The sequence below is a fragment of the Streptococcus ferus DSM 20646 genome (assembly GCF_000372425.1).
In the GTDB taxonomy this organism is placed as follows: domain Bacteria; phylum Bacillota; class Bacilli; order Lactobacillales; family Streptococcaceae; genus Streptococcus; species Streptococcus ferus.
Window position 1 is genome coordinate 395,607 of sequence record NZ_AQVD01000002.1, and the last position, 25,579, is coordinate 421,185.

The following is a 25,579-nucleotide window of genomic DNA, read 5'->3' on the forward strand; positions in this document are numbered from 1 at the left end:
GAAAGCGGTTAACCGCCTTCTTTATCCGCCCAGATAAGCCTTGCGGACTTCATCAGAAGCCAGAAGCTCCTGACCCGTTCCTGAAAGAACCAGTTTCCCTGTTTCAAGGACATAGCCTCGATCAGCAATTGATAAAGCCTTATTGGCATTTTGCTCAATGAGGAGTACTGTTGTTCCTTGCTTTTTAATATCTTCAATAATATCGAAAATTTCCTGAATAAAAATCGGAGCAAGCCCCATTGAGGGCTCATCCAGGAGAAGCAACTGAGGCTGACTCATCAGCGCACGCCCCATGGCAAGCATCTGCTGCTCACCTCCGGACAGTGTGGCCGCATCCTGATTCTTCCGCTCTTCTAAACGCGGAAAACGGCTGAAAACTTTTTTCAGATTTTGTTGATTTTCCTCGCGGTTATTTCTTAAGAAGGCCCCCATTTCAAGATTTTCAAGGACAGTCAGCCCAGGAAAAACATGCCGGCCTTCGGGAACTTGGGATAAGCCACTGGCCACAATCTTCCTTGCAGGCGCTTTATGGATATCTTTGCCCAGAAATTGAATCGTCCCTGAAGACGGTCTGACTAGACCGGAAATCGTTCTCAAAATAGACGTTTTGCCAGCACCGTTGGCTCCGATGAGAGAAACAACTTCTCCTTCATTTACTTCAAAAGAAACCTCTTTAACCGCTTGGATAACACCATAATGAACGGAAAGATTGTCAACTTTTAACATAGTCATTAGGCTTCACCTCCAAGGTAGGCTTCAATCACGCGCTTATTAGTTTTAATCTCTTCGGGTGTTCCTTCTGCAATCAGACGACCGTACTCCAAAACATAAATACGCTCAGTCACATCCATTACCAGACTCATATCATGTTCAATGAGCATAATGGTAATGTCAAACTCTTCTTTAATTTGACGAATCAGGCCTGTCAGCTCCGCCGTCTCCTGAGGATTCATCCCAGCTGCAGGCTCATCTAAAAAGAGAATTTTAGGCTCTGTTGCAAGAGCGCGGACAATCTCTAGTCGTCGCTGCTGACCATAGGGGAGGTTTTTAGCCAAAGTCTCTGCCTTATCTTCCAGATTAAAAATCTTTAACAGAGCCAGAGCTTTTTGACGTAAATCAGACTCATTAGCATAGAATTGAGGCAGGCGCAGAAAACTTGCTAAAAGGTGTGAACGCCGTTTGTTTTCCATCCCAACCAGAACATTTTCAATGACGGTCATGTTTTTGAACAGTCGAATATTTTGAAAAGTACGGGATAAACCGAGAGAGGCAATAGTATATGGCTTTTTACCGTTTAATAAGTTGCCATCTAGAGTGACACTCCCCTCGCTAGGTTCATAAACACCTGTCAACAAGTTGAAAAGTGTTGTTTTACCGGCACCATTTGGCCCAATTAAACCAACCAGCTCTCCTTCGTTAAGTTCAAGACTGACGTCACCGACAGCAGTCAGTCCGCCAAAATGTTTTGTTAACTCTTTGACTTCAAGAAGTGCCATTATTCGCCCTCCTTAGCTTTTTTATTAAAGAATCTACTCAATGATAATTCCTTTGTTCCCAAAAGTCCACCTGGTTTGAAAACCATAACCAAGATGAGGGCCAGTGAATAGATAATCATCCGAACATCAGACACATTTTGCAGGAACATATTGAGCACGCCGAGTACAAGGGCTGCCAAAACCGTTCCTGTGATTGAACCCAAGCCCCCGAATACGGCGATAATCAGATATTCAATCGACCTCATAATGGTAAAGTCTTTAGGGGCAACCGTACCGATATAACCCACATAAAGAGAACCTGCAACACTTGACATCATCGCAGCAATCATAAAGGTTAGAACCTTGACTTTAGTAGTATCAACACCCATAGACTCTGCCGCAATTTCATCTTCTCTAACGGCAATCACCTGGCGACCCATGGGACTTCTGAGATAATTCATGACCAGAATAATGAGGATGACAGCAAAGAAGAAAACCAACTGCCAGCTAGTAAACTGAAGTATCCCCATAATACCGGCCGCACCGTTGGTCAATTCACCCCCATTGACAATGGCAATACGAATGATTTCGGAAACGCCCAGTGTTGCAATGGCCAAATAGTCTCCCTTAAGACGAAGGGTTGGAAAGCCGACAATCAGAGCCACTAAGGCTGCCAGAACAACGCCGATTAGCATGGACAGGTAAAACCCTGCATAGGTCGGATTTTGTTTGGTGAAAATAGCCGTTGCGTAAGCTCCAATCGCCATAAAACCAGCCTGTCCCAACGAAAACTGACCTGAAAAACCAAGCACTAAGTTCGTCCCTAGAGCCATAATCAGACTAATACCAATTCCCATCAGAATCTGAACATAGTAAATGCCCAAAACTCCTGCATTGATTAAAACTGTTAAAACAAGAAAAATCGCAAGAATGAGGGCAAACCATGTCAGATTTGTTTTTAGATTTTTTCTCATAACTTAGACCTTCTCCTTTACACTTTTACCCAATATTCCGGCCGGTCTCACCAACAGGATAATAATCAGAACAGCATACACTACCGCATCACGATAGCTTGAAAATCCAATCGAAACCGAAAATGTCTCCAAAAGACCGATAATAAAGCCACCAAGGGCCGCACCAGGAACAATACCAATCCCTCCAAGAACGGCGGCGACAAAGGCCTTTATCCCTGGAACCATTCCCATCAGAGGATCAATCGAATTATAGTAAAGGCCGATGAGAACACCTGCAGCACCCGCCAAGGCTGAACCCAGAGCAAAGGTGAAACTGATGGTGCTGTTGACGTTAATCCCCATCAACTGAGCAGCATCGCTGTCAACGGATACCGCACGCATGGCTTTCCCCATTTTTGTTTTTTGAACGATAAACTGAAGAGCCAGCATTAAAGCAAGCGCCACTCCCAAAATCGTCAGCTGAACGTTGGTGACACTGACAGGACCCAAATCATACTTAACAGTTTTCAGAGCCTGCGGAAAAGCTCTAGTATTAGCACCTACCAGCCAGACCATCCCGTATTCTAAGAAGAAGGACACCCCAATCGCCGTGATTAGCACAGCAATCCGAGTCGCGTGCCGTAACGGACGGTAGGCCAGAAATTCGATGACCACCCCAAGAGCTGCTGTCAGAACCATTGACAAAATGAGGGCCACAAAAAAGTTTAATTTGAAATGATTGATTAAATAATAACCAATAAACGCACCCATCATATAGATATCTCCATGGGCAAAGTTAATCAATTTGATAATCCCATATACCATGGTATATCCCAAGGCCAGCAATGCATAAACACTACCTAGAATTAAACCATTGACGAGTTGTTGGAGCATAAATTCACCAAACTTTCTACAAAATAATAATAACTGGGGAGACAAAACTCCCCAGGTTTTCATGTTTAAAAATAATCTTGGATAAATCTACTCAGCTTCTACTGCTGTCGCAGAATCTTCCTTACCGTCTTTAAGACCGATCATAACAGCACTCTTGACAGGATTATGTTTCTTGTCAATCGTCATCTTACCAGTAACACCTTCAAAATCCTTCAATTTTCCAAGGTTGGTCGCAATGTCTTTTGATGTTTTCGCATCTTTCGCAGCATCTGCAATCATGTAGACAGAATCATAGGCAAGGGCTGCAAACATATTTGGTTCTTCACCATATTTTGCCTTGTAAGCTTCCACAAATTTAGAAGCCTTGTCTGTCAAATCAACCTTAGTTGAGTAACCAGAGACATAGTAGACATCATTCGTATTTTCAGCACCAGCACCTTCGATATACTTAACGTCATTGAAGCCGTCAGGTCCTAAGATTGGCTGTGTCAATCCTAGATCGCGAGCCTGTTTTGTAATCAAACCTGTTTCAGTATAGTAACCTGGCATTACAATAGCATCAAAATCTTTGTTTTTGAAAGTTGTCAAAGCGGCTTGGAAATCTTTGTCTTTAGCCTGGAAAGTTTCTTCGGCAACAATATCACCCTTGTAGGCTTTCTTGAAGGCTTCAGCAATCCCCTTAGCATAGTCGCTGGAATTGTCGTAGTAAAGAACAACTTTCTCAGCTTTTAAGGTATCCGTAGCATATTTTGAAATAACTTTTCCTTGGAAGCTGTCTTGGAAAGTAGCCCGATAAACATACTCTTGAACCTTGCCGTTATCATAAGTCAGGCTGTCCTGTGTCCCCGAAGGGGTTACCAGAGGAACACCTGCTGAAGTGGCATTAGGACTTGCTGAACTTACTGCACCTGAGGTCGCAGGACCTAAGATAGCGTTGACCTTGCTTTGGGTAGCCAAGTTGGTAGATACCGTAGCTGCCTCACCGTTGTCAGATTTATTATCTTTTGAAACAACTTCAATCTTCTTGCCGTCAACACCACCTGCCTTATTGATTTCGGCAACAGCCAAATCCGCACCGCGTTTTTCAGCGTTACCATAGGCTGCCACATCACCTGTCAATTCAAGGTTGTAGCCGATTTTAATCTTATCGCCGATGTCATTGCCTGATGTATTTGATGAACCGCCTGGGGCTGCACCACAGGCCGCAAGTACGGCTGTACTAAGAAGAGTCATTGCGGCTAATGCCAATTTTTTCTTCATCATTGTGTCTCCTTAAACATTTCTTAAAATTTGATACGTTAATAAGAATACTGAATTATCTGAAAATTGTCAAGTTTATTTCCTCGCTTTCAGCAAGAAAATTTAAGGGTTCAAACTACCGACAAATTGCTGAGGCATTTCGGATAGGTGAGAAGGACGAACTTGCTTAACAAACTTGAGCTGTTCCAGCTCCTCTATGGTCGGCGAAAGCAGGTCTTCTTCCATATAAATCAACGCGTAGCGCATCCGTCTTGAGTGGTAGATAAGGTCACCATACTTATGTAGTTTTCGGATATCACGATTATAATAGAGGTAAACAATAAGTCCTCGTCTTTTTGTTTGAGTTAGCATGCATTTTCCTTTTCCTTAATATTATTTCCGCGCCCTTTCTGATGAGGCGGTTTATGAGGGGCCAAAGGCAAACCCGTATCTACAAAAATAGCGGCCGATACTGTCTCCGCCAGACGGCTGGAGATCTGAGCCAAGATTTCTTGGACAGCCACCTCTGCCTGACGCAGGGCAAGCACCTTATCATTGAGATCCAAGTGACGCTTTTGGGTCAAGAGCTGACGCCTCTGCGCTTTTATCTCTGGACGAAAGGCTAGGTAGTCTTTTTGACTGTCAAATTCAACCTGTAAAGCCTGAAAAGCAGCAATGTCAGCTTGAAGGGCTTGATCGGTCTCAAAACGCTTTTTGGCCTGACGATAAGCTTCGACTTCTGGCTGTTTCAGAAGTTCCTTAAGAAGACGTTCGGTTGCCGCTTCAATGGCAAAGAATTGGTCATTGATTTCTAACATAGTCTTATTATAACAAAAAATAAAGCACGGTAAACCGTGCTTATAACTTATTTTAAGTCGTTGTTTTCCATAATTTCATCGATGAAGCCATATTTAAGCGTTTCTTTGGCATCCATCCAGTAATCCCGTTCAGCATCTTTATGGATCTGTTTAACCGTTTTACCTGAATTATTGGCAAGAATTTTTTCAAGACGGTTTCGGGTATGCAAGAGCCTTTCGGCAGCAATAGCCATGTCGGTTTGCTGAGTGCCTGCACCAGTTCCTCCCATAGGCTGATGAATAAGGTACTCTGCATTTGGCAGCATAAAGCGTTTGCCTTTGGTACCGCTGGACGCAATAATCGTTCCCATGGACGCAGCAACCCCCATAACGATCGTCTGCACGTCTGATTTGATGAAGTTCATGGTATCAACAATGGCAAGGCCTGCTGAAACCGAACCACCCGGAGTATTGACATAAAGGTAAATGTCTTTAGTGGAATCTTGTGCATCCAAAAAGAGCAATTGGGCAATGATAGAGTTGGCCATATTGTCTTCTACTGGACCTGTCAGCATAATAATCCGGTCTTTTAAGAGGCGGGAGTAAATGTCATAGGAGCGTTCGCCGCGGCTCGTTTGTTCAATAACTACTGGAATCATTCTGTATTCTCCTTTGTATTCAATCTTGAGACTATTATATCCTTTTGGTCAAAAAAGGTCAAAGAAAAAACTCCCTTTTCCTGGGCGTTTTTTCTGTCAGACAGCTTGATTAGAACAGGCTATTTCGTTCCAAAGAGGCGGTCACCAGCATCACCAAGACCTGGGACGATATAGCCATGCTCGTTTAATTTGTCATCAAGGGCAGCGGTATAGATGTCAATATCGGGATGGGCCTCTTGCAGTTTCTTCACTCCTTCTGGAGCCGCAACGAGACAGACAAATTTGATATTGGCAGCTCCACGTTTTTTCAAAGAATCAATGGCTAAGACAGCAGAGCCCCCTGTCGCCAGCATCGGATCTACCACAAAAATCTGCCTTTGATCGATATCCTCTGGCAGTTTAACCAGGTACTCAACCGGCTCTAGGGTTTCTTCATCACGATACATACCAATATGCCCAACCTTGGCAGCCGGAACCAAGCTCAGCAGGCCATCCACCATGCCAATCCCAGCACGAAGGATGGGAACAATCGCCAATTTCTTCCCTGATAGCTGTTTTTGGACGGTTTTTGTAATCGGCGTTTGAATCTCAACATCCTCAAGCGGCAAATCCCGTGAGACTTCATACCCCATCAGCATCGCAATTTCATCGACTAGTTCCCGAAAATGCTTGGTTGAGGTCTCTTCACGACGTAAAATAGACAATTTATGCTGGATAAGAGGGTGCGAAATAACTTGAAATTTTCCCATGAGAATACCGCTTTCTGATTTTTCTTACATTATAGCAAAAATTACCGCTCCTTAAAAGTCAAAAAGCACCAAAATCAGTCTTTTGATGCTTGCAATGACTATTGAAAAGCTTTAACAATTCGCTCGCAGCCTTCTTGAATCACATGGACAGGCGCTGCGACATTAAGCCGGTAATGGTATTTACCTTCTTTACCAAAAGTAAGACCGTCATTTAAGATAACCTTGGCCTGCTCACGGAGTTTGCGGCCGATTTCAAGGTGGTCAAGACCAGTCCCGGAAAAATCCAGCCAAATTAAGTAGGTGCCTTCGGGCTTCATGACCTCTACCTGCGGCAGGTGCTCTTCAAAATAGGACACCACAAAATTAATATTGTCTTCAAGGACAGCTTTCAATTCCTCTAACCAAGCTTGGCCTTCTGTTAAGGCCGCCTCTGTTGCCAGAAGACCCAAGGTGGAAATTTCATGCTGGTTATTTGCCAGCTGTCGGTCTTTAAAGCGTTTACGGAGCTTGGGATTTTCAATCAGAACAAAAGAATTCTTTGTCCCAGCGATATTGAAAGTTTTCGTCGCGCTAGAGAGGATCAGGCTACGCTCTTTAAAGCTGTCAGATACCGTATTGATCGTATGATGCTTATGACCAAAGAGGGCCATGTCTTGGTGAATTTCATCCGAAACAAGAATCACATCATATTTCTGACAGAGCTGCCCCAATTTTAAAAGTTCTTCTTTGGTCCACACACGTCCTCCAGGATTATGGGGGCTGCAGAAAAGATAAAGTTTCACATCATTTTCCACAATATCTTTCTCCAGCTGATCAAAATCGATTTCAAAATGACCGTTTGCCTTGATCAGTGAATTGGTGACCAGCTGCCGATTATTGAGACGAACGGTTCTGGCAAAGGGCGGATAAACCGGTGTGTTAATCAACACGGCATCATTTTCTTGGGTAAAGGCCTGAATCGCAACAGAGATTGCCGGGACAACCCCTTCAATCAAAACAATACTGTCCTTTTCGATAGCATAGCCGTGTTCCCTTTTTTCCCAGTCTTGAATGGCTTGAAAAAGACTAGGACTGACGGATGGGTAACCGTAAACCTGATAAGCACTGAAAGCTTCTAAAGTCTGGTGAATCGCCGGAAAACCAAGAAAGTCCATATCAGCCACCCATAGGGGTAAAAGGTCCTGATCTTCCTGAACTTCTTTCCATTTCATGGAGTTGGTAGCGATTCTATCTGGTAAAGTGGTAAAGTCAAATTGTCCCATAGTTAGGCCTCCAATGCTCTTTGTAAATCCTCTATTAAATCTTGGGCATCTTCAATACCAATTGACAGACGCAGAAGGTCATCGGTCAATCCATAAGAAGTTCTGACATCTGCTGGAATATCCGCGTGGGTTTGAGTACTCGGGTAAGTAATCAGACTTTCCACACCTCCAAGACTTTCAGCGAAGGTAAAGACATCGAGACGGTTAATGATGTCAGGAATTTTATGCTGATCCCTAACCTTAAAGGAAACCATCCCCCCTTTGCCAGTGTAAAAAACATCTGTGACGGCAGGATTGGTATTTAGAAAAGCAACAATTTCCTGAGCATTCTGACTTGATTTCTCCATACGAAGCTTGAGAGTTTTCAGTCCTCTCATCAGCAGGTAAGAATCAAAAGGTGACAGAACAGGGCCTGTGGTATTCAGGTTATAAAAAAATTGTTCATAGAGTTCTTGGTCACTGGTAATGACAGCACCTGCCAAGACATCATTATGGCCAGATAGGTATTTGGTCGCCGAATGGACCACAATATCCGCTCCCAGCTCAATAGGATTTTGGTAAATCGGACTGTAAAAGGTATTGTCAACTATAACTTTCGCACCTTTAGCATGGGCGGCATCGGCGATGGTTTTAATATCAAATTCTACCATTAAAGGATTTGTCGGTGTTTCAATGAAGACGACCGCTGTTGATGCATCAATAGCCGCCAGCATTTCTTGTTCAGTACTTGTATAAGTGAAGACAAAACGCCCTTCTTTTTCTTTTTCATTGAACCAACGGAATGAACCGCCGTATAAATCACGCGCAGCGACAACTTTACTACCAACAGGAAACACTTCTAAGGCTAAAACAATGGCACTCATACCTGAACTTGTTGCCAAAGCGTAGTCTGCCTTCTCAATAGCCGCTAAGGTTTTCTCTAATGTGGCCCGAGTCGGGTTTTTCGTTCTGGTATAGTCATATCCTGTCGATTGACCGAACTCAGGATGCTGATAAGTCGTTGAAAAATGGAGAGGCGCAGCTAAGGCACCAGTTTCTTTATCGGAGTTGATCCCGGCATGGGCCAAGACAGTATCTAACCTGTAATCTCTCGTCATTGTTTTTACCTTTTTCAATAGAATGACACTATTTTACCACTTCTTTCTTGTAAATGCTGGGCCTGCTGCATACTTATTATTGATAGTTAGTTATAAGAAAAAACTATAACAAAAAAACTGCCAATAACTGACAGTTTTTTCTAAGATATACGGAATGTTTTTCTCAAGGCTGCTGCTCTGCTTCCGAGCATCTTGTCTAAAAGACGGGTTTTCAGGGTTAAGTAACCATAAAAGGCAACACCTACCGTTCCGACAAGGAGAATATAAATCATGCTGTTGATTCGACCATCTGGACTTAGGACCAAACCTAATCCCAAAGTCACCAAGGCAACGACCAAGCCCATCAAGAGAGTCAGGATAGCTATTAAAAGATTGCTCCGAAAGACAATGGTTTGACTAAAGGAGGTGACCTTGTGAATTTGCTTATAGCTCAGGACAATCGGGACGAGCAAGCCAACAGCTGTCGCCAAAAGCGGCCCGTAAGCTTGCAGCAGATAGATGCAGGGAATCTGCAGGACGAGTTTGACAATGAGGCCGTAGGCGAAATAAATGAGGGCTTTGCGATTCTCAAATAAAGCTTGCAGCATTGGTGAAAAGAGAGTATAAAAGGCCAAAAAGAGAGTTTGAATCAAAGCGGCAATAAACAAATTGAGGGCAAGCTGATCTGACTGACCATAAAAAATAGTATAAAGTGGTTTCGCTAAAATGACAGAACCCAGAATTGCCGGCAGTAGAAACATCGTCAGCATCTGGATATTATTGATGACCAGATGAGCCGCAGCTTTTTTATCCTTCTTGACAAAGTTTTCCGTCAAAAGAGGAATCCCTGTCCCTGATACCGCTGTCGCTACTGCAATAAGAATCATCGTCAGCTTATTAGGATTGGCGGCAAAATAGGCAAACATAATGTCGAGGCTCGCTTTACTGTAATTGGTAAAGAGGCTCATGGTATTGCTGAACGTCCATTGGTCTATAATTTGAAAAATTTGAACAGCTGATCCTGTTACGACGAAAGGAATGGCCTCTTTAGTCGTCTCGATCACCAAAGACTTGGTATCAACGGTAACATGGTCTGGCTTCTTTGAAAAGACCCTAGACAGCATTTTTTCTTTCCAAAGAAAATAAATCAAAACAGCAATGCTGGCCAGCATCCCGATAAAGGCGGCAAATGTTGACTGCGTCACGGCCTCAACATAGTTCCCTGAACCCAATTTCATGATGTAAAAGGCTGTTAAGAGCATCCAAATCACACGAATCAACTGTTCGGCAATCTGGCTGACCGCATAGGGCTTAAGGTTGTTGAAACCTTGAAAAAAGCCCCGCAAGACACTCATGGCTGGAAAAACGAGAACCGCCAAGGTCAGACTCCGCATGACTCTGACGAGGTCTTCGCCGCCCCCGCTCCAAGCCGCCATTAAGGGTGAAAAGACATACATGGCCAGAGCGAAAATAGCTCCCAAAAGTAACATGAGCTTTAAAAATTCTCGTATGAGGTAAAAGCTGGTATCCTTTTGATTTTTGGTATTGTATTTAGCGACTTGTTTGGCTACCGCAACGGGAATACCAACGGTTGAGACTAATAAAAAGAGGGCATAAATGTTGTATCCCATCCCAAAAAGGGCATTGGCCTGAGCACCAAATCTCCCCATCCAGGCATACCAAGGAATAATATAAATAGCACCTAACAAACGGCTGAGGAAGTTTCCGATCGTCAGCCAGGCCGCACCTCTCACCATCTGTTCCTGTTGGCTTAATTGATTTTGTTTTTCAGTCATGACCATTCTTTCTTCGTTTGATAAATTTATTATAAACTTTTGCCTAGCACTTGTAAAACACCAGCTTTCAGTCTAAAATAAAAGGTATGATTACGATTGAAAAAACGTTAACGATTCTCAAAGAAGATCATAATTTTAGAGAAATTATCTCCGACGGGCACTACCACTACTCTTGGCAGGGCAAAACCTTTAAAGCTATTTCTTATGACAGCCGTCAAGTAACCCCTGATACTCTTTTCTTTGTTAAAGGCGCTGCTTTTAAAAAAGACTATCTGGAAAAGGCCGTCTCTGCTGGACTTTCTTTTTATGTCGCTGAGCAGGATTATGAGGTGGGCATCCCTGTCATCCTAGTCAACGATATTAAGCAAGCCATGAGCCTGCTTGCCATGGCCTTCTATGGTAATCCCCAAGAGAAATTAAAGCTACTGGCTTTCACGGGAACCAAAGGCAAAACAACTGCTGCTTACTTTGCCTACACCATCCTAAAGCAACATCATAGACCTGCCATGCTGTCAACTATGAATACCACACTTGACGGCAAAACTTTCTTTAAATCAACCTTGACCACACCTGAGAGTTTGGACCTCTTCCAAATGATGGCGGAAGCTCTTGCCAATGGTATGACCCACCTAATCATGGAGGTATCCAGTCAGGCTTACCTAACCAAGCGGGTTTATGGACTGCAGTTTGATGTCGGTGTCTTTCTCAATATCAGTCCGGATCACATCGGACCTATTGAACACCCTACTTATGAGGATTATTTTTACCATAAACGGCTCTTGCTGGCTAACAGCCGCTACGCCATTGTCAACAGCCAGATGGACCATTTTGACTTCATCAAGGAAGAGCTTGCTGAAAAAGCCCATAATTTTTACGGGCGCTATTCGGACAATCCTATTTTGGAGAGTAAGGCCTTCTCTTTCCAAGCGGCAGGGCAATTAGCTGGCCATTATGATATTCAGTTAATCGGTGACTTTAATCAAGAAAATGCTCTAGCCGCCGGTCTGGCCTGTCTGAAACTCGGTGCCACCCCTGAAGATATTCGCAAGGGAATTGCCGAAACCTCTGTTCCCGGCCGTATGGAAGTCTTAACCCAGAAAAATGGTGCCAAGGTCTTTGTGGATTATGCTCATAATGGTGACAGTCTCAAAAAATTGCTCCAAGTCGTGAAACAACACCAGTCTGGTCAGCTGATTCTGATTTTAGGAGCGCCAGGCAACAAAGGGGAAAGCCGCAGAAAAGATTTTGGCCAGGTTATCAATAACTATCCCGATTTACAGGTCATTCTGTCAGCAGATGATCCTAATCATGAAGACCCCTTACAGATTTCTCAGGAAATTGCTAGCCATATTAACCGCCCAGTCGAGATTATTGTGGATCGTGAAGAAGCCATCGCTTATGCTATGCAGCTCACAAGCAAGCCAAGTGATGCCATTATCATTGCTGGCAAAGGAGCCGATGCTTTTCAGATTGTGGCAGGAAAACGGGCGGCCTATGCCGGTGATCTCCAAATCGCCAAAAACCATTTATAACAATCATCTCATCATAAGAGCAGCTCTAGGAGCTGTTCTTTTTTAGCTAGAGTAGGGCATCCTCTTTGACAGCACTCTTGCGCCTTCAAGACCTTATTGATAACCATTGTTATTATTCTTTTTAATCATTCTAAATAAATGTCTTTATTTTCCAAAAATTCCAATATTTTTGACAGATTCCTTTGTTTCAGGCTTTTTTTGTGCTATAATTTAAAAACATCTTTAAAGAAAGGAGGCTACTATGTCAGATATTCGTGCTGAATCCATCCAGGTGGCTTATGACCAAAAACGTGTGTTGGACAATTTATCTGTTGCCATTCCGGACCAGAAAATAACGACCATTATCGGGGCAAATGGCTGCGGCAAATCTACTCTGCTCAAAGCTTTGACCCGTATTCAGCCTATTCAAAAAGGGGCTATTTTGCTTGATGGTCAGTCAATCGCCAAGCTTCCAACCAAGGAAGTGGCCAAAAAAATGGCACTTTTGCCCCAAGTTTTAGAAGCCAATCAAGGGATTTCAGTATATGAATTAGTTTCATACGGCCGCTTCCCTCATCAAAAATATTTGGGGAGTCTGTCGCAACAGGATCGCAATGCCATTCATTGGGCTATGGAAGTTACCAAGGTAACCGCATTTGCCGATATGGATGTTGATAGTCTGTCTGGCGGTCAGCGCCAGCGTGTCTGGATTGCTATGGCTTTAGCTCAGGACACCGATACTATCTTTCTGGATGAACCAACAACCTATCTAGACATGAACCATCAGTTAGAAGTTTTGGAACTTTTGCAAAGGCTCAACAAAGAGAGCCATAAAACCATCGTGATGGTGCTGCACGACCTCAACCTCTCAGCTCGCTTTTCAGATTACCTGATTGCCATGAAAGCCGGACAGATCAAATATCAAGGCAAGGCAGAAACACTCATGACAGCGGATATTCTCAGAGATGTCTTTCAGATTGAGGCCCAATTAACAGAAGATCCTATTCACAAAAGACCCATTCTACTGACTTATCAGTTATTATAGATTACTTAGGAGTATTGAAAATGAAAAAATATATAACCGTTATAACGCTTTTTTTGGCCGTTTTAGCGCTGGCAGCTTGCAGCAATACCTCATCTTCTAAGAAGGAGACAAGTTCTGACAGCTCCCAATTATCCTCAAAGCCTAAAATTAAAGGCTTCTCATACTACGGTGATGTTCCCCAAAACCCTAAAAAGGTTGTCAACTTTGCCTACTCTTATACAGGCTACCTCTTAAAATTAGGTATCAAGGTTTCGAGCTACTCACTTGATTTGGAAAAAGACAGTCCTGCTTTTGGTGATCAGCTCAAAAAAGCCAAGCAGCTTACTTCTGATGATACTGAAGCCATCGCAGCACAGGAACCTGACTTAATTATCGCCTTTTCAACAGATAAAAATCTTGATAAATTGAAAAAAATAGCTCCTGTCCTTGTCATCGAATATGCTTCCAGCGATTATCTGGATATGATGACCCACCTAGGGAAAGTCTTTGGCAAAGAAGACCAAGCTCAAAAATGGCTCTCCAGCTGGAAAGCGAAGGTTGCCAAGGCTAAAAAAGACCTCAGCAGCCAGCTATCAGCTCAGACAACATTTACGGTCATGGATTTTTACGACAAAAACATTTTCCTCTACGGGAACAACTGGGGACGCGGTGGTGAACTGATTTATGATTCACTAGGCTACAAGGCTCCTGAAAAAGTCCAAACAGATGTTATTAACAAAGACGGTTGGTTCGGTGTCTCTCAGGAAGTCATCGGAGATTATATCGGAGATTATGCCGTTGTCAATGTGAATCAGTCAACCAAAGAAGCTGCAGCGTCGCTGAAGGAAAGTGATGTTTGGAAAAACATTCCGGCTGTTCAAAAAGGACAGGTACTGGAAGTTGATTATAACCTTTTCTATTTCTCTGACCCCATGTCCCTAGACAAGCAGCTGCCTGCTTTTGTTAAGGCTGTCAAGAAAGCCAATCAATAACAGAAAGAGCATTGTTATGAACACGAAAGCTCGCGTTTTCAGCCAGAAAAATAAGTCAAATCGCCTTTGGCTTGTTTTTTTCATCATGCTGGTCTTATTACTCATTGGCTGGTATCTGAGCCTAAGACTGGGTGCTGTCAATTACAGTCATGATCAGCTTTTAGCTACTCTTAAACACCCTTTTCAGGATTCTAATACTCAAGATGTTATCATTGACCTGCGTCTGCCTCGTATTCTAGCTGCCAGCCTAGTTGGTGCCGCTATGGCCCAGGCTGGTGCTATCATGCAGGGTATTACGCGTAATCCTATCGCAGATCCTGGGCTTCTGGGAATCAATGCCGGGGCTGGTCTGGCACTTATCTTAGCCTATGCCTTTTTTGGCAGTTTGCACTACAGTCTCATTTTGCTCGTTTGTTTAATTGGCTCAACCCTGGCCGCCGTATTGATTTTTGGACTCTCTTATCAGCCGCGTAAGGGCTATCACCAGCTGCGCTTAATTTTAGCAGGTGCCATGATAGCAACCTTATTCTCAGCTCTTGGACAGGCTGTAACACTCTATTTTGATCTTTCCACAACGGTTATCGGCTGGCAAGCCGGCGGACTGGCTCAGCTCAATTGGAACATGCTGGCTGTTATTGCGCCTATTATCCTTATTGGTTTGGCTCTGTCGCAGCTTTTCGCCCACCAGCTAACGATTCTGAGCCTCGATGAAACTGTCGCCAAGGCGTTGGGACAGGCCACTTTGACCATAACGATGCTTTTGTTGGGAATCGTTCTTTTACTCTCCGCCGCATCCGTGGCCCTCATCGGAAGCATTGCTTTTGTGGGACTCATTATTCCCCATTTTATCGGTTTATTTGTTGCCAAAGATTACCGTCTGCTGCTGCCTCTGACAGCTTTTGCTGGGGCGACCTTCATGATCTGGGTTGATTTAATCAGCCGAACCATCAATCCTCCTGCAGAAACACCGATCAATGCTATCATCAGCATTATTGGCCTACCATGCTTCCTCTGGCTAATCAGAAAGGGGAAGAACCTATGAAACATTCTAAAACAGTCAGCAGTTTTGCTCTTTTGCTGTCACTTCTTGCCCTTCTCTTTCTGTTATCCCTATCCGTAGGCTATGCCCAGTCCTCGCTGATCGATATCCTTAACATCCCTTTCGGAAAGGCTAGCTCCGCCATGGTCTTTATCGTCACGCAAATCCGCTTGCCTCGAATTCTGGCCTGTATGCTGGGGGGCGCCGCCCTAGCTGTGTCAGGGATGCTATTACAGACCCTAACCAAGAATCCCCTTGCAGATTCTGGGATCCTTGGTGTCAATACGGGTTCCGGTCTAGTCATTACCATTGCTATTGGCCTCATCGATGTCTCTCAGCCAGCGGGCATTCGGCTTTTGCCACTCTTGGCTATGTTCGGCGGGATAAGCACCATTTTTTTGGTCTACCTTATTTCCCGTAAAACAAATCACAGCATCAGTCCGACGCGCCTGATTATTACAGGGGTAGGTCTGTCATCCATGCTCTCTGGTGTGATGGTTTCAATTATCAGTAAGTTGGATAACAATAAAATGGACTATGTCATCTCTTGGCTGAGCGGTACGGTCAGCGGAGACAATTGGGAAACCTTAGTCCTTTTTACCCCTATACTGCTGGTACTTTTGCTACTAGCTTACAGCCGCAGCCACTCTCTAAACATCATGAACCTTAACGAACATACTGCGCTAGCGTTAGGGCTTCATCTCAAAAAAGAAAGAGGCATTATCCTCATCTTATCAACAGCACTGGCTTCTCTGAGTGTTGTTCTAGTTGGGAATATCACCTTTGTTGGTCTGGTTGCGGGGCACATTACGCGGCAATTTCTGGGCAGTGATCACCGAATCACTCTTCCTGCTACAATGCTAACCGGTATGATCATTCTACTCGCAGCAGATACTATCGGACGGGTGCTTCTTGTTGGGACGGGTATTCCTACTGGTATTATTGTCTCCGTTATTGGTGCTCCTTATTTTCTTTATTTAATGACACGGTTGGAGACATAAAAAATGAGCCAGGCATTGCACTGCCGACTCACTTACGCCATCATTGGTCTGGAATCTTGATTCCAGATTTTTTTATTGCCAAAAGAAGCTGTCAGTTGTCCCTTTTGCAGGATATGCCCCCGCATAGCTCTTAAAAGGTTACTTTTTCGCGTCCAGCGATTCAAACTTAAGGAACAGTCTAAACTGTAAATCGTAAAGCGATATTGATGGTTTTGACCTAGCGGAGGTTTTGGACCGGCATAACGATACCAGCCGTAGGCTATCCCTTGCCTAGCTCCTTGAGGGGTTGCTACTTCAAAACCCTGAGGCAAATTGTCCTTAATGTGACTGGAAGCCGGAAGATTCCAGATAAGCCAATGGGTGAATTCCTTTTTAAGAGGATGGGTCAAATCTTCCAAAGTAATAGCAAGTGTTTGGGCTTGAGGAGAAAGATTCTTGATGTAAAATTCAGGTGACCTGTCTTCTCCCTTTCCTGTATGTTCAAGCGGAAATTCTCCCCCCTCAGGAATAGTTGGACAACTAAAATCTAACCTTTCTATCATGTCAAACACCTCCCTTCTACCCATTTCTAAGAGGAACTAAACACCAAGTTTTGCTTATCAAAGACCATTCGCAACTCGTAGTTATCATCGGTACTTTTCTCAAGATAGCCTAACAATTCTAAAGCCTGAACAAAGATATCCGGACGCTTCTGCTTGACCACATCCTTACGACCAAACTTCAACAAAAAAGTCGTCATATACTTGAGGGCATACTCCTGATTAACATCACCCAAAAGCTGATAGAGCGGCTGTTGGCTATCCGATAGAGGCAAACCTTCTCTTAACTTATAAAAATAATTGGACAAGGTCGGCTCCTCTCTGCTGATCCCTGTCTGCTCAACAATAACAGCTTCGTTAGTCTGGTTACCCAATTCGGTCTGGAACGTTAAAGAGAGAAGTTCCTCATAGACAGAACTGTCCGTATCGACAAAGATCTGCTGATCCAACTGGATATGGTCTGTATCAGTTACCAAGGTAAATTGATTACAGTAACGCTTATCCTTACGCTTGATGTAGCCTGCCTGAACATAGGCCTCTATAGAACGTTCGAGATGACTAACGTGAGAAAAGACCTGTTTAAGCTGACGCAGAGTCACCTCGTCATGAGCTGCCAAATACTGAATCAAGTCATTAAAAAAAGGCTGTCGCGTCAGTTTGGTCGGGTTCAAAATGCTTATCATATGTCAATTATAACATGTTCCGTGCAAAGAAGCTTTCTAAAAGCTGGCATAATACGCCCTTAAAACCATCTTAGAGCCTTCTAAAGTCACCTCAAAAAAAGACAGCAAAAACTGTCTTTTTGGCTCAATGCCAGTCCTTCGAGAGCTCCGGCTCCTCTTCTCTGAGCAAGCCATCTTCAATGATCAATAAGCGATCGCAATAGGCAATCAAACGCCGATCATGTGTCACCATGAGGATAGCCTTATTTTTTTCCTTGGCTTCTTTTGCCAATAGTTGGACAACTTCAAAAGCTCTTTCGGTGTCCAGACTGGCTGTTGGCTCGTCTGCCAAAATAATCGTCGGATCATTATAGAGGGCACGCGCGATAGCAACCCGCTGCCTCTGGCCACCAGATAGTTCTTCGGGATATTTATTGGCTAAATCACTAATTCCCAATTGATCAAATAAAGCATTGGCATCTTCTCGCTGTTTCTCATGATCAATTTGATCCACCAAACGTAACTGATCTTTAATCTTAAGAAAGGGCACAAGATTGGAGTCTTGCAGAATAAAGCCGACCTGATCAAAACGCATTTTGGCCCGCTCTTTTTCTTTTCGTGTGCTAAAAGGCTGATTGTTCAGCCAGACCTGACCTTCTGATGGTTCCTGCAAACCTCCGATAATGGTTAAAAACGTACTTTTGCCTGAGCCAGAAGGTCCTACAACTGCGACAAATTCCCCCTTCTTAATCGTGAGATTTGTCTCTTTTAGCGCCTCAATGGTCTCTTGACCGTCCTTATAATATTTTTTAATCTGCTTTAATTCAATGGCTGTCATAATACCTCCCTTAACCGATAGCCTTCAAAGGATCCACTTTAACAATACTTAAGATGGAAAAAAGAGCTCCTAGCACTGCCATCAGTACCATTAATACGCCAATCCCACTAAAGAAAAGGTAATTGACCTGGAAAGGAACTGCTACCGGTAAAATCAAAGCGGTCAAAAGCGTCAGCCCCATCCCCAAGCCTACCGCTACCAGAGACAGCAAAAAGGTCTGCGCAATCACCGATTTTGCCAAATAAGCACTGGATACCCCTTGAGCCTTTAAGACACCAAAAATGGCTTTTTTCTGCAAGGTCAAGATATAAATAAAGATACCAATGACAAGGGCAGCAATCAAAATGAGGAAGCCGATCATAAAGGAAAAGGTTATATTTTGTGCCCGATAGCCAGGTAATTTTTCAATAAACTGGCTGATGGACAGCTTATCTAAGCCTTTCGGAAGCTGGCTGACTTTGCCACGAACCAGAACGGCACTAATCATTTTCGAACCTGTCTGTCCAGTTGCCTCATAAAACGTATCCTGCGACATATAAAGTACCGGCGACACATTAAAATTCGCCTTTTGCGTAAAGCCGACAATGGTCAATTCCTTCCCATCACTCAGTTTCAGCTGGTCACCGATGTTCAGGCCGTCACTGTCCTTTAGGCTAATATCTGCAACCACCTCTCCCTTTTCAGAAAACATTTTCCCTTCCACAAGATCAGGTCTTAAAAACTGATTTTTGATAATTCCAAAAAAGGTAACATCAATCTTATCTCCCTCATCATTCTTGACGGTCGCAGAAGACTGAATCAATTCGGCTTTCTCAGGCGCCTTAATCTGATCGAATGCTTGCTGAGAAAAGTGTGATACTCTCAGACTGCCATTGGCCTCGTCTGTTAAAACAATCTGATCGGCCTGCCAAGTATCAACGGCCTCTCTGTTCTTTTGTGCCAAGCCGTAGGCCAAGCCCGTCAAAAAGAAAACAAGGTAGGCAATTAGAAACATCAGGCCAATCACTAAACTATAACGTAATTTGGAGTACTTAATCTCTCTCAGGGCTAAAAACATACGGTTCTTCTCCTTTATCTTAAGACCATCTTACTACTTATCCAGGAGAAAGTACATTTATACGACCTAAAAAAGAAGGGCTCTCCCTTCTTCTGTCTTATAAATAAGTGCCTTTCACCACAAAAAAGGTACCTCGAATCTCACCAGCTAATTTTGAGCGCTGACGGGCAAATTTAAACCTGCCTTCAAACTCTTTGGGAATATCAATGCCGTTAGACAGTTTGAAACCAACTGCCCGTTTGCCGCCCTCTTCAAGGGTATAAAGCACATTGACCGACAGGCCATTTTCGTAGTAGACATAGGACCAAAGAACTCCATCAACCTCAAATTGGGCGACGTTCAATGCTTTATAAGGGAAAACCATTTCCCTCTCCGCCAGAACTTTCTCAATGAAAGGCAAAACTTCCAGTTTCTCTTCAGGGGTGTAGACCTGGTAGTCCAGTTTGTATTTGTTCCAAAAATAGCGCGCCTCATTGGCACGAAGGCCTGCTAGGGCATCCGCCACAGGGCTCTCTTCGAGCCCAACGGTTTCGACGTTTTTAAAATTGACAGTATAAACCACAAAATCTCCTTAAGCATTAAAACTTTCTGTCAATTGCGGTACAACTTGTTTCTTACGAGAAACGGCACCTGCCAAGAAAGCATGATTATTTTCTAAGGTAAAATTAAAGGCGGCTTCGATCTTGTCTGTATTTGAGCCTAGCGCTAAAATTTCTGAATTAGAATTGACAATATCCGTAATCATCAAGACGAAGTCTGAATAAGCATTAGCTGCACGTGAAGCCTCAATTGCCGCTTCAATCTCAGCCTGTCTGTCAAGAACCTCAGCAATATCAACCGTATTAACTTGAGCGACACGGACATTATTGCCGTTCAGTTCAAAGGTTTTGGCATCAATATCGATTAACTCTTCTGCTGTTTTGCTGGCTAAATTGGTGCCCGCCTTCAACATAGCCAAGCCATATTCTTCAAGGTTGACACCTGCTAATTCAGCTAATTCCTGAGCTACTTGATGATCTGTTGCATGGGTAGTCGGCGATTTTAGAAGAAGCGTGTCCGAAATCAGACCGGACAGAAGCAGGCCGGCGATTTCTTTCGGCACATCAAGCTGATTTTCTTTGTATAAGCGATAGACAATGGACGAAGCTGACCCAACTGGCTCTAAACGCATGAAGAGGGGGTTAGCAGTTTCAAAATTAGCCACACGGTGGTGATCTACCACACCAAAGACAGTTACATCAGCGATGTCAGCAATAGACTGCTGGAATTCGTTGTGGTCTGTTAGAATAACCGTATCAACACCTTCTGCCTTGGCTGATGCAACAAGGCGCGGTGCTGTTACGCCAAAATAGTCAAGAACAAAGGCTGTTTCTTCGTTTGGTTCACCCAAGGCGACCGCCTCAGCTTCCATGTGATAGGCCTCGCGCGCCAAATGCGCAAAAGCATAAGATGATGCGATCGCATCAGTATCAGGATTTTGGTGACCAAATACAAACACTTTAGACATATTTTTTACCTCTTTACAATTTTTTCTTTTCAATTTTAACAAAAATACCAGTCAAAATCAAAGGAAGCTAAGAAGCTTCCTTACAGCTAAATCCTCTTCGAACCTCGTTAGATGCTTCTTGCCAGACCGAGTCTCTGGTCAATTCCCGATACGCTTCAGATAATCATCATAAGTCTCTGTGTGCATCAGTTCCTTAGCATTTTTAACCCGTTCAGCCGTTGGTGGCTTCACGCCCTCCAAGGGATAGGGGATGCCCAGTTCACGCCATTTAAATTCACCCATTGTATGGTAGGGGAGAATTTCAAAGCGTTCTACATTTTTCAAGGTTTTCACAAATTCACCCAGTTTAACCAGATCCTCATCTCGGTCCGTCAAATCAGGCACCAAGACATGGCGAATCCAGACTGGCTTGCCGATGTCAGACAGGTAGCGGGCACAAGCTAAAATGGTTTTATTACTATGCCCTGTCACCACCTTATGCTGCTCGGGATTGATTTCTTTGATATCCAGAAGCACCAGGTCTGTTACTGCCATGAGCTTGTCGTACTTCTCAAGATAAGCAGGGGTATTTCTAAAGGTCAGTGCACAGGTATCCAAGGTGGTATGAATCCCTTTTTCCTTAGCCAGAGTGAAGAGAGCAATCAAAAAGTCCATCTGCAGGGTCGCTTCCCCGCCTGAAACAGTAATTCCTCCCTTATTACCCCAAAAGCCTCTGTAACGGAGGGCTTCATTGAGGACATCTTCTGCCGTTCTTTCACTGGCCTTGTCATTGGTCAAAGCCCAAGTATCAGGGTTATGACAATACTGGCAGCGCATCATACAGCCCTGCATGAAGACTACAAAGCGTACTCCCGGTCCATCAACTGATCCAAAACTTTCCGTAGAATGTACGAGTCCTGTTACTTTTCTGTAGTCAATTGCTTCTTCTGGCATACGCTCCTCCTGAAAGCCTTTTATTGATTTCATTATAACACTTTTTTCTGAAAAAGGTCCTATACCGCTACCTTTTATCCACAAAGAGCCTGAGAATTACTTCCCAGACTCCTTCTCTTTATCTTCCCTTTGATTAGGTGTTACAATCACTTTTAGTTTGGTCACACGGCCGTCTTTTACCTTGTCATTCACCAAGGACAGATGTTTTTCCTTGCTATCCACGTCAAAGATTTCTTTTTCCTCCTGGGTCGGTATGGTACCGACACCGGTCAGATAAAAGCCGGCAATGGTATCCACGTCGTCGCTTTCCAGCTCTGTTTCAAAATAATCGTTAAAGTCACTCAGATTCATTGTCCCGAGAACAATGTAGGTATTCTCAGCTACTTCACGGACAGAAACGGCCGCTTTATCGGTTTCATCATCGATTTCACCGACAATTTCCTCTAGAAGGTCTTCTAGGGTGACAAGCCCAGCCACTCCGCCATACTCGTCCAAGAGAATGGCCATCTGATTTTGTGTATTTTTCAAAGAGGTCAGCAAATCATCGACAAAAATCGTCTCTGGAACAAAAAGTGGTTCTTGGAGGATGCGCCGGAGATTAATCTGCTCAAAGCCTTGCTTAAAACCAGCATCTAATAACTTTTTCGTATGAATGAGACCAATGATTTTATCCTTATCCCCATCGTAAACGGGAATTCTGGAAAAACTTTCCTTGAGAATGGCTTCAATAATCTCAGTGGTATCATCGTTGATATCAACCATGAAAGCATCGGTCCGAGGAACCATAACTTCACGCGCCATGAGTTCATCCAGTGAAAAGATTCCCTGAAGCATCTCAATTTCGTCAGCGTCAAGTGTCTCCTCGCTATTGGTCAGCATGTACTCAATCTCATCACGCGTCATCTTCTCATCCGCATCATCAAACTGCATCGGCGTCAGACGACTCAAGAGATTGGTCGAAGCTGACAGCAGCCAGACAAAAGGACTGACAATCTTGCCCATGAAAATAACAATAGGAGCTGACATGACCGCTAGGTTTTCTTTTAAATTCATTGCGATACGCTTGGGATAAAGCTCCCCCAAAACGATTGAAATATAGGTCAGAAAGGCTAGGGAAATCAGACTTCCTGCAGTATCCGCAGTTGCCGAATTGCCGAACCAGCCAGCAATGATATCTCCCAGTGAATCGGCCAATCTTGCCCCTGATAAGAGGGTAATCAGCGTAATGCCGACTTGAATGGTTGACAGAAACTGATTGGGATTTTCAAGGACTTTTAACAGACGGATATACTTTTTCTCCCCTTCTTCGGCCTTTTGTTCCACCCGAGAGCGATTCAACGATACAAGAGCCATTTCGGTGGCAGAGAAAAAAGCATTGCAAAGGGTCAAAATGAGTAAGAGTAGAAATTGTAAGAACAAGGACTGACTCCCGGGGTCTTCCATGATTAGATGTCTCCTAAATTAGATATAGTTAGTCTATTATAACACAATTTTATTTTTCTTGTGGTAGTCGTACACGCCAGCAGCAAATTTAACGATTTCTTTGATAATGGCGTAACCAGGCACAGCCACCAGCATTCCAATCAGACCATAGATATTGCCTCCCAAAACAAGGAGTACCATGATGGTCAGGGGATGAATTTTCATAGCACCGCCGACCACACGAGGGTAGATAATATTGCCATCAATTTGCTGAAGAATCATGATATAAATAATTGCAATAATCATCTTTTTGGGGTCTGTAGCTACATAAGCCAAAACGACAGGCACCAACCCCAGGTAAGGACCAATATAAGGAATCACATTGGTCACCGCAGCAACTAAGGCAAAGAGAAAGGCATACTGAACGCCCATGATCTGATAGCCGATAAATGAAAAAACAAAGATAAAGCCAGCATCGATGGCTACCCCGCTAATATAGTGGGATATGGTTTCATTCATCCTGCCCAACAGCTTACTGATGTTCAGCTTATCATCCCGCAGAACTGTCCGTTCCAGCATGGGGAGCAGCCCCTTACCATCCTTTAGAAGATAAAAGAGAATGACCGGCACCATCACCAGCACCATGACAACATTAGTAATGATAGAGATAATATTGGACAGGCTCACCGTCACACTGTTCAGAATATTCTTCAAAATATCGACATAAGATAGATTTAATTGCCTAAACAAATAATCAAAGTTAATATTTTTAAAAGCCGGATTGTCTTTCAGATTAACCAAGAGATCCTGCATATTGAGATAAATCGTCTGGCTGGCAGAAATTAAATCCGTCAGCTGTGTAATCAGATTCGGAATCAAACTGGTAATGGAAAAGATCAATAAGCCAATGAGGAGCAGAAAGACCAGACAGATCCCCCAAATCCGCTTTATCTTGAGCCGCTCCTCCATAAAGCAGACCAAGGGGTTGGTAACATAATAAAGAAAGCCGGCTAAAATAAAAGGGATGAAGAAGGTTCTGGCTACACTGAAAAAAGGGCTCAGAATACCATCCATCTGCCGCCAGATAAAAATAATAAAGGTAACCAACAGAATCTCTGCTGTCCAAAAGAATAACTTATTCGTCTTAAACATAATCTCCCCTTTTAAGCACTATTCTATCATATTTTTGTGCTATAATAAATGACAATCGCATCAAAAGGAGATATCATGGCACTCATTTCAATGACAAATGTTTCGTTAAAAAGACAGGGCAAAGCCCTTCTAAAAGACCTAAACTGGTGTGTTGAGAAAGGTCAGACCTGGGCTATTCTAGGGCTCAATGGTTCTGGCAAGACGACGCTTTTAAAGCTCATTATGGCCGAATATTGGCCTTCTGAGGGGGAAGTTGAAATTCTTGGCACCACATTTGGGCAGGGAGATATTCCTGATATGCGCCAAAAAATCGGAGTTGTCGGCTCTTTTATCGCAGAGCGACTGCCCAAGCAGATGCTGGCTGAGAAAATTGTTCTGACAGGGAAGTACAAGAGCAGCATCCTCTACAAGGCCTACGGCGAAACAGAACTAAATCAGGCGCGGGATATGTTGACAGCCATCGGCGGTCAGCACCTCATCGGCCGAACTTACGCCAGCCTTTCCCAAGGGGAAAAGCAACTCCTGCTCATCGCCCGCAGTCTAATGGAAGCACCTGATATTATCATTTTGGACGAAGCGACCAGCGGACTTGATTTATTCGCCCGTGAAAAACTGCTGCAGCAGGTCGATCACATCACAGAACTGCCCCACGCTCCCCTAGTCATCTATGTGACCCACCATGCCGAAGAAATCACCAAAAAAATGGATCATATCCTCCTCTTGAAAAATGGTGGCATTGCCGCTCAAGGCAAAAAAGAAGACATTATCAGCCAAGAATGCCTATCTGATTTCTATGACCATCAGGTTAATCTTATACCGCTGGGAGAAGGTCGTTTTTTTATAAAACCGGAGTAATATGAGAGCAATATTTGATCCGTCAAAACTTCAAAATCATTGTATAAAGACTAAATACCTCTGACTAGATTTTAACTAGTCAGAGGTATTTGTTTAATGACAGTCTCCTATACTAATTATAAAAATGGCTAGGGTATCGTATACTTC

At 43.6% G+C, this 25,579-nt stretch carries 27 protein-coding genes; 6 read left to right on the top strand and 21 right to left on the bottom strand.

Translation table 11 applies throughout. The features are described 5' to 3' along the window. Positions 1-21: 21 nt before the first annotated feature. From A3GY_RS0104990 to A3GY_RS0105045, 12 genes are all read right to left on the bottom strand, one after another. Positions 22-732: an ABC transporter ATP-binding protein gene (locus A3GY_RS0104990; protein WP_018030314.1), complete on the bottom strand. Its 711-nt coding sequence runs from the start codon at positions 730-732 to the stop codon at positions 22-24. Continuing rightward, the gene (locus tag A3GY_RS0104995; RefSeq protein WP_018030315.1) at positions 732-1,496 is read right to left on the bottom strand and encodes an ABC transporter ATP-binding protein; all 765 of its coding nucleotides are present in this window, start codon (positions 1,494-1,496) and stop codon (positions 732-734) included. The genes A3GY_RS0104990 and A3GY_RS0104995 overlap by 1 nt, the downstream gene beginning before the upstream one ends. Next, positions 1,496-2,449 (bottom strand): branched-chain amino acid ABC transporter permease, encoded by a 954-nt coding sequence (locus A3GY_RS0105000; RefSeq protein WP_018030316.1) that lies wholly within the window; start codon positions 2,447-2,449, stop codon positions 1,496-1,498. Before A3GY_RS0105000 ends, A3GY_RS0104995 begins: the two co-directional genes overlap by 1 nt. Positions 2,450-2,452: 3 nt before the next feature. Then, positions 2,453-3,322, bottom strand: a complete 870-nt coding sequence (locus A3GY_RS0105005) for a branched-chain amino acid ABC transporter permease (protein ID WP_018030317.1) — start codon at positions 3,320-3,322, stop codon at positions 2,453-2,455. Positions 3,323-3,409: 87 nt separating this feature from the next. Next, on the bottom strand, positions 3,410-4,582 hold the full coding sequence (locus A3GY_RS0105010; protein ID WP_018030318.1) for an ABC transporter substrate-binding protein: 1,173 nt from the start codon (positions 4,580-4,582) through the stop codon (positions 3,410-3,412). A gap of 102 nt (positions 4,583-4,684) precedes the next feature. Beyond that, entirely contained in the window at positions 4,685-4,933 is a 249-nt protein-coding gene (locus tag A3GY_RS0105015; protein ID WP_018030319.1) for a DUF2129 domain-containing protein, read from the bottom strand. Then, entirely contained in the window at positions 4,927-5,379 is a 453-nt protein-coding gene (locus tag A3GY_RS0105020) for a YlbF/YmcA family competence regulator (protein WP_018030320.1), read from the bottom strand. Before A3GY_RS0105020 ends, A3GY_RS0105015 begins: the two co-directional genes overlap by 7 nt. A gap of 47 nt (positions 5,380-5,426) precedes the next feature. Beyond that, the gene (locus tag A3GY_RS0105025; RefSeq protein WP_018030321.1) at positions 5,427-6,017 is read right to left on the bottom strand and encodes an ATP-dependent Clp protease proteolytic subunit; all 591 of its coding nucleotides are present in this window, start codon (positions 6,015-6,017) and stop codon (positions 5,427-5,429) included. A gap of 119 nt (positions 6,018-6,136) precedes the next feature. Beyond that, entirely contained in the window at positions 6,137-6,766 is a 630-nt protein-coding gene (gene upp / locus A3GY_RS0105030; RefSeq protein WP_018030322.1) for a uracil phosphoribosyltransferase, read from the bottom strand. A 98-nt stretch (positions 6,767-6,864) separates the two neighbouring features. Further along, complete coding sequence (locus A3GY_RS0105035) at positions 6,865-8,028, bottom strand: MalY/PatB family protein (protein WP_018030323.1); 1,164 nt, start codon at positions 8,026-8,028, stop codon at positions 6,865-6,867. A gap of 2 nt (positions 8,029-8,030) precedes the next feature. Next, positions 8,031-9,125 (bottom strand): cystathionine gamma-synthase, encoded by a 1,095-nt coding sequence (locus A3GY_RS0105040; RefSeq protein WP_018030324.1) that lies wholly within the window; start codon positions 9,123-9,125, stop codon positions 8,031-8,033. A gap of 140 nt (positions 9,126-9,265) precedes the next feature. Continuing rightward, a complete protein-coding gene (locus tag A3GY_RS0105045) occupies positions 9,266-10,900 on the bottom strand; it encodes a putative polysaccharide biosynthesis protein (RefSeq protein ID WP_018030325.1) in 1,635 nt (544 codons plus the stop codon). 86 nt (positions 10,901-10,986) lie between these two features. On the opposite strand from A3GY_RS0105045, the gene A3GY_RS0105050 reads away from it, so the two are divergent. From A3GY_RS0105050 to A3GY_RS0105070, 5 genes are all read left to right on the top strand, one after another. Further along, positions 10,987-12,432 carry a UDP-N-acetylmuramoyl-L-alanyl-D-glutamate--L-lysine ligase gene (locus tag A3GY_RS0105050; protein ID WP_018030326.1) on the top strand — a complete coding sequence of 482 codons (1,446 nt, stop codon included), beginning with the start codon at positions 10,987-10,989 and terminating at the stop codon, positions 12,430-12,432. A gap of 241 nt (positions 12,433-12,673) precedes the next feature. Continuing rightward, positions 12,674-13,456, top strand: coding sequence for an ABC transporter ATP-binding protein (locus A3GY_RS0105055; protein ID WP_018030327.1), 783 nt, complete (start codon positions 12,674-12,676; stop codon positions 13,454-13,456). A gap of 20 nt (positions 13,457-13,476) precedes the next feature. After that, positions 13,477-14,427 (top strand): ABC transporter substrate-binding protein, encoded by a 951-nt coding sequence (locus A3GY_RS0105060; RefSeq protein WP_018030328.1) that lies wholly within the window; start codon positions 13,477-13,479, stop codon positions 14,425-14,427. Between the two features lie 16 nt (positions 14,428-14,443). After that, positions 14,444-15,469 (top strand): FecCD family ABC transporter permease, encoded by a 1,026-nt coding sequence (locus A3GY_RS0105065; protein WP_018030329.1) that lies wholly within the window; start codon positions 14,444-14,446, stop codon positions 15,467-15,469. Then, on the top strand, positions 15,466-16,467 hold the full coding sequence (locus A3GY_RS0105070; protein ID WP_018030330.1) for a FecCD family ABC transporter permease: 1,002 nt from the start codon (positions 15,466-15,468) through the stop codon (positions 16,465-16,467). Before A3GY_RS0105065 ends, A3GY_RS0105070 begins: the two co-directional genes overlap by 4 nt. 32 nt (positions 16,468-16,499) lie before the next feature. Here the strand turns inward: A3GY_RS0105070 and A3GY_RS0105075 are convergent, their stop codons facing one another. The 9 genes from A3GY_RS0105075 to A3GY_RS0105115 all read right to left on the bottom strand — a co-directional run bounded on the left by A3GY_RS0105075 (position 16,500) and on the right by A3GY_RS0105115 (position 24,577). Then, entirely contained in the window at positions 16,500-17,009 is a 510-nt protein-coding gene (locus A3GY_RS0105075; protein ID WP_018030331.1) for a YbhB/YbcL family Raf kinase inhibitor-like protein, read from the bottom strand. 26 nt (positions 17,010-17,035) lie between these two features. Next, positions 17,036-17,689: a DUF1803 domain-containing protein gene (locus tag A3GY_RS0105080; RefSeq protein WP_018030332.1), complete on the bottom strand. Its 654-nt coding sequence runs from the start codon at positions 17,687-17,689 to the stop codon at positions 17,036-17,038. A 124-nt stretch (positions 17,690-17,813) separates the two neighbouring features. After that, entirely contained in the window at positions 17,814-18,506 is a 693-nt protein-coding gene (locus tag A3GY_RS0105085; RefSeq protein ID WP_018030333.1) for an ABC transporter ATP-binding protein, read from the bottom strand. A gap of 10 nt (positions 18,507-18,516) precedes the next feature. Beyond that, on the bottom strand, positions 18,517-19,563 hold the full coding sequence (locus A3GY_RS0105090; RefSeq protein WP_018030334.1) for an ABC transporter permease: 1,047 nt from the start codon (positions 19,561-19,563) through the stop codon (positions 18,517-18,519). Between the two features lie 97 nt (positions 19,564-19,660). Then, positions 19,661-20,125, bottom strand: coding sequence for a hypothetical protein (locus tag A3GY_RS0105095; protein WP_018030335.1), 465 nt, complete (start codon positions 20,123-20,125; stop codon positions 19,661-19,663). 9 nt (positions 20,126-20,134) lie between these two features. Continuing rightward, a complete protein-coding gene (locus A3GY_RS0105100) occupies positions 20,135-21,070 on the bottom strand; it encodes a manganese-dependent inorganic pyrophosphatase (RefSeq protein WP_018030336.1) in 936 nt (311 codons plus the stop codon). A gap of 138 nt (positions 21,071-21,208) precedes the next feature. Next, positions 21,209-22,003, bottom strand: coding sequence for a pyruvate formate-lyase-activating protein (pflA, locus tag A3GY_RS0105105; protein ID WP_018030337.1), 795 nt, complete (start codon positions 22,001-22,003; stop codon positions 21,209-21,211). A 96-nt stretch (positions 22,004-22,099) separates the two neighbouring features. Next, the gene (locus tag A3GY_RS0105110; RefSeq protein ID WP_018030338.1) at positions 22,100-23,446 is read right to left on the bottom strand and encodes a hemolysin family protein; all 1,347 of its coding nucleotides are present in this window, start codon (positions 23,444-23,446) and stop codon (positions 22,100-22,102) included. A gap of 36 nt (positions 23,447-23,482) precedes the next feature. Then, on the bottom strand, positions 23,483-24,577 hold the full coding sequence (locus A3GY_RS0105115) for an AI-2E family transporter (RefSeq protein WP_018030339.1): 1,095 nt from the start codon (positions 24,575-24,577) through the stop codon (positions 23,483-23,485). 75 nt (positions 24,578-24,652) lie between these two features. On the opposite strand from A3GY_RS0105115, the gene A3GY_RS0105120 reads away from it, so the two are divergent. Beyond that, positions 24,653-25,432: an ABC transporter ATP-binding protein gene (locus A3GY_RS0105120; protein WP_018030340.1), complete on the top strand. Its 780-nt coding sequence runs from the start codon at positions 24,653-24,655 to the stop codon at positions 25,430-25,432. The last annotated feature ends 147 nt before the right edge of the window (positions 25,433-25,579 follow it).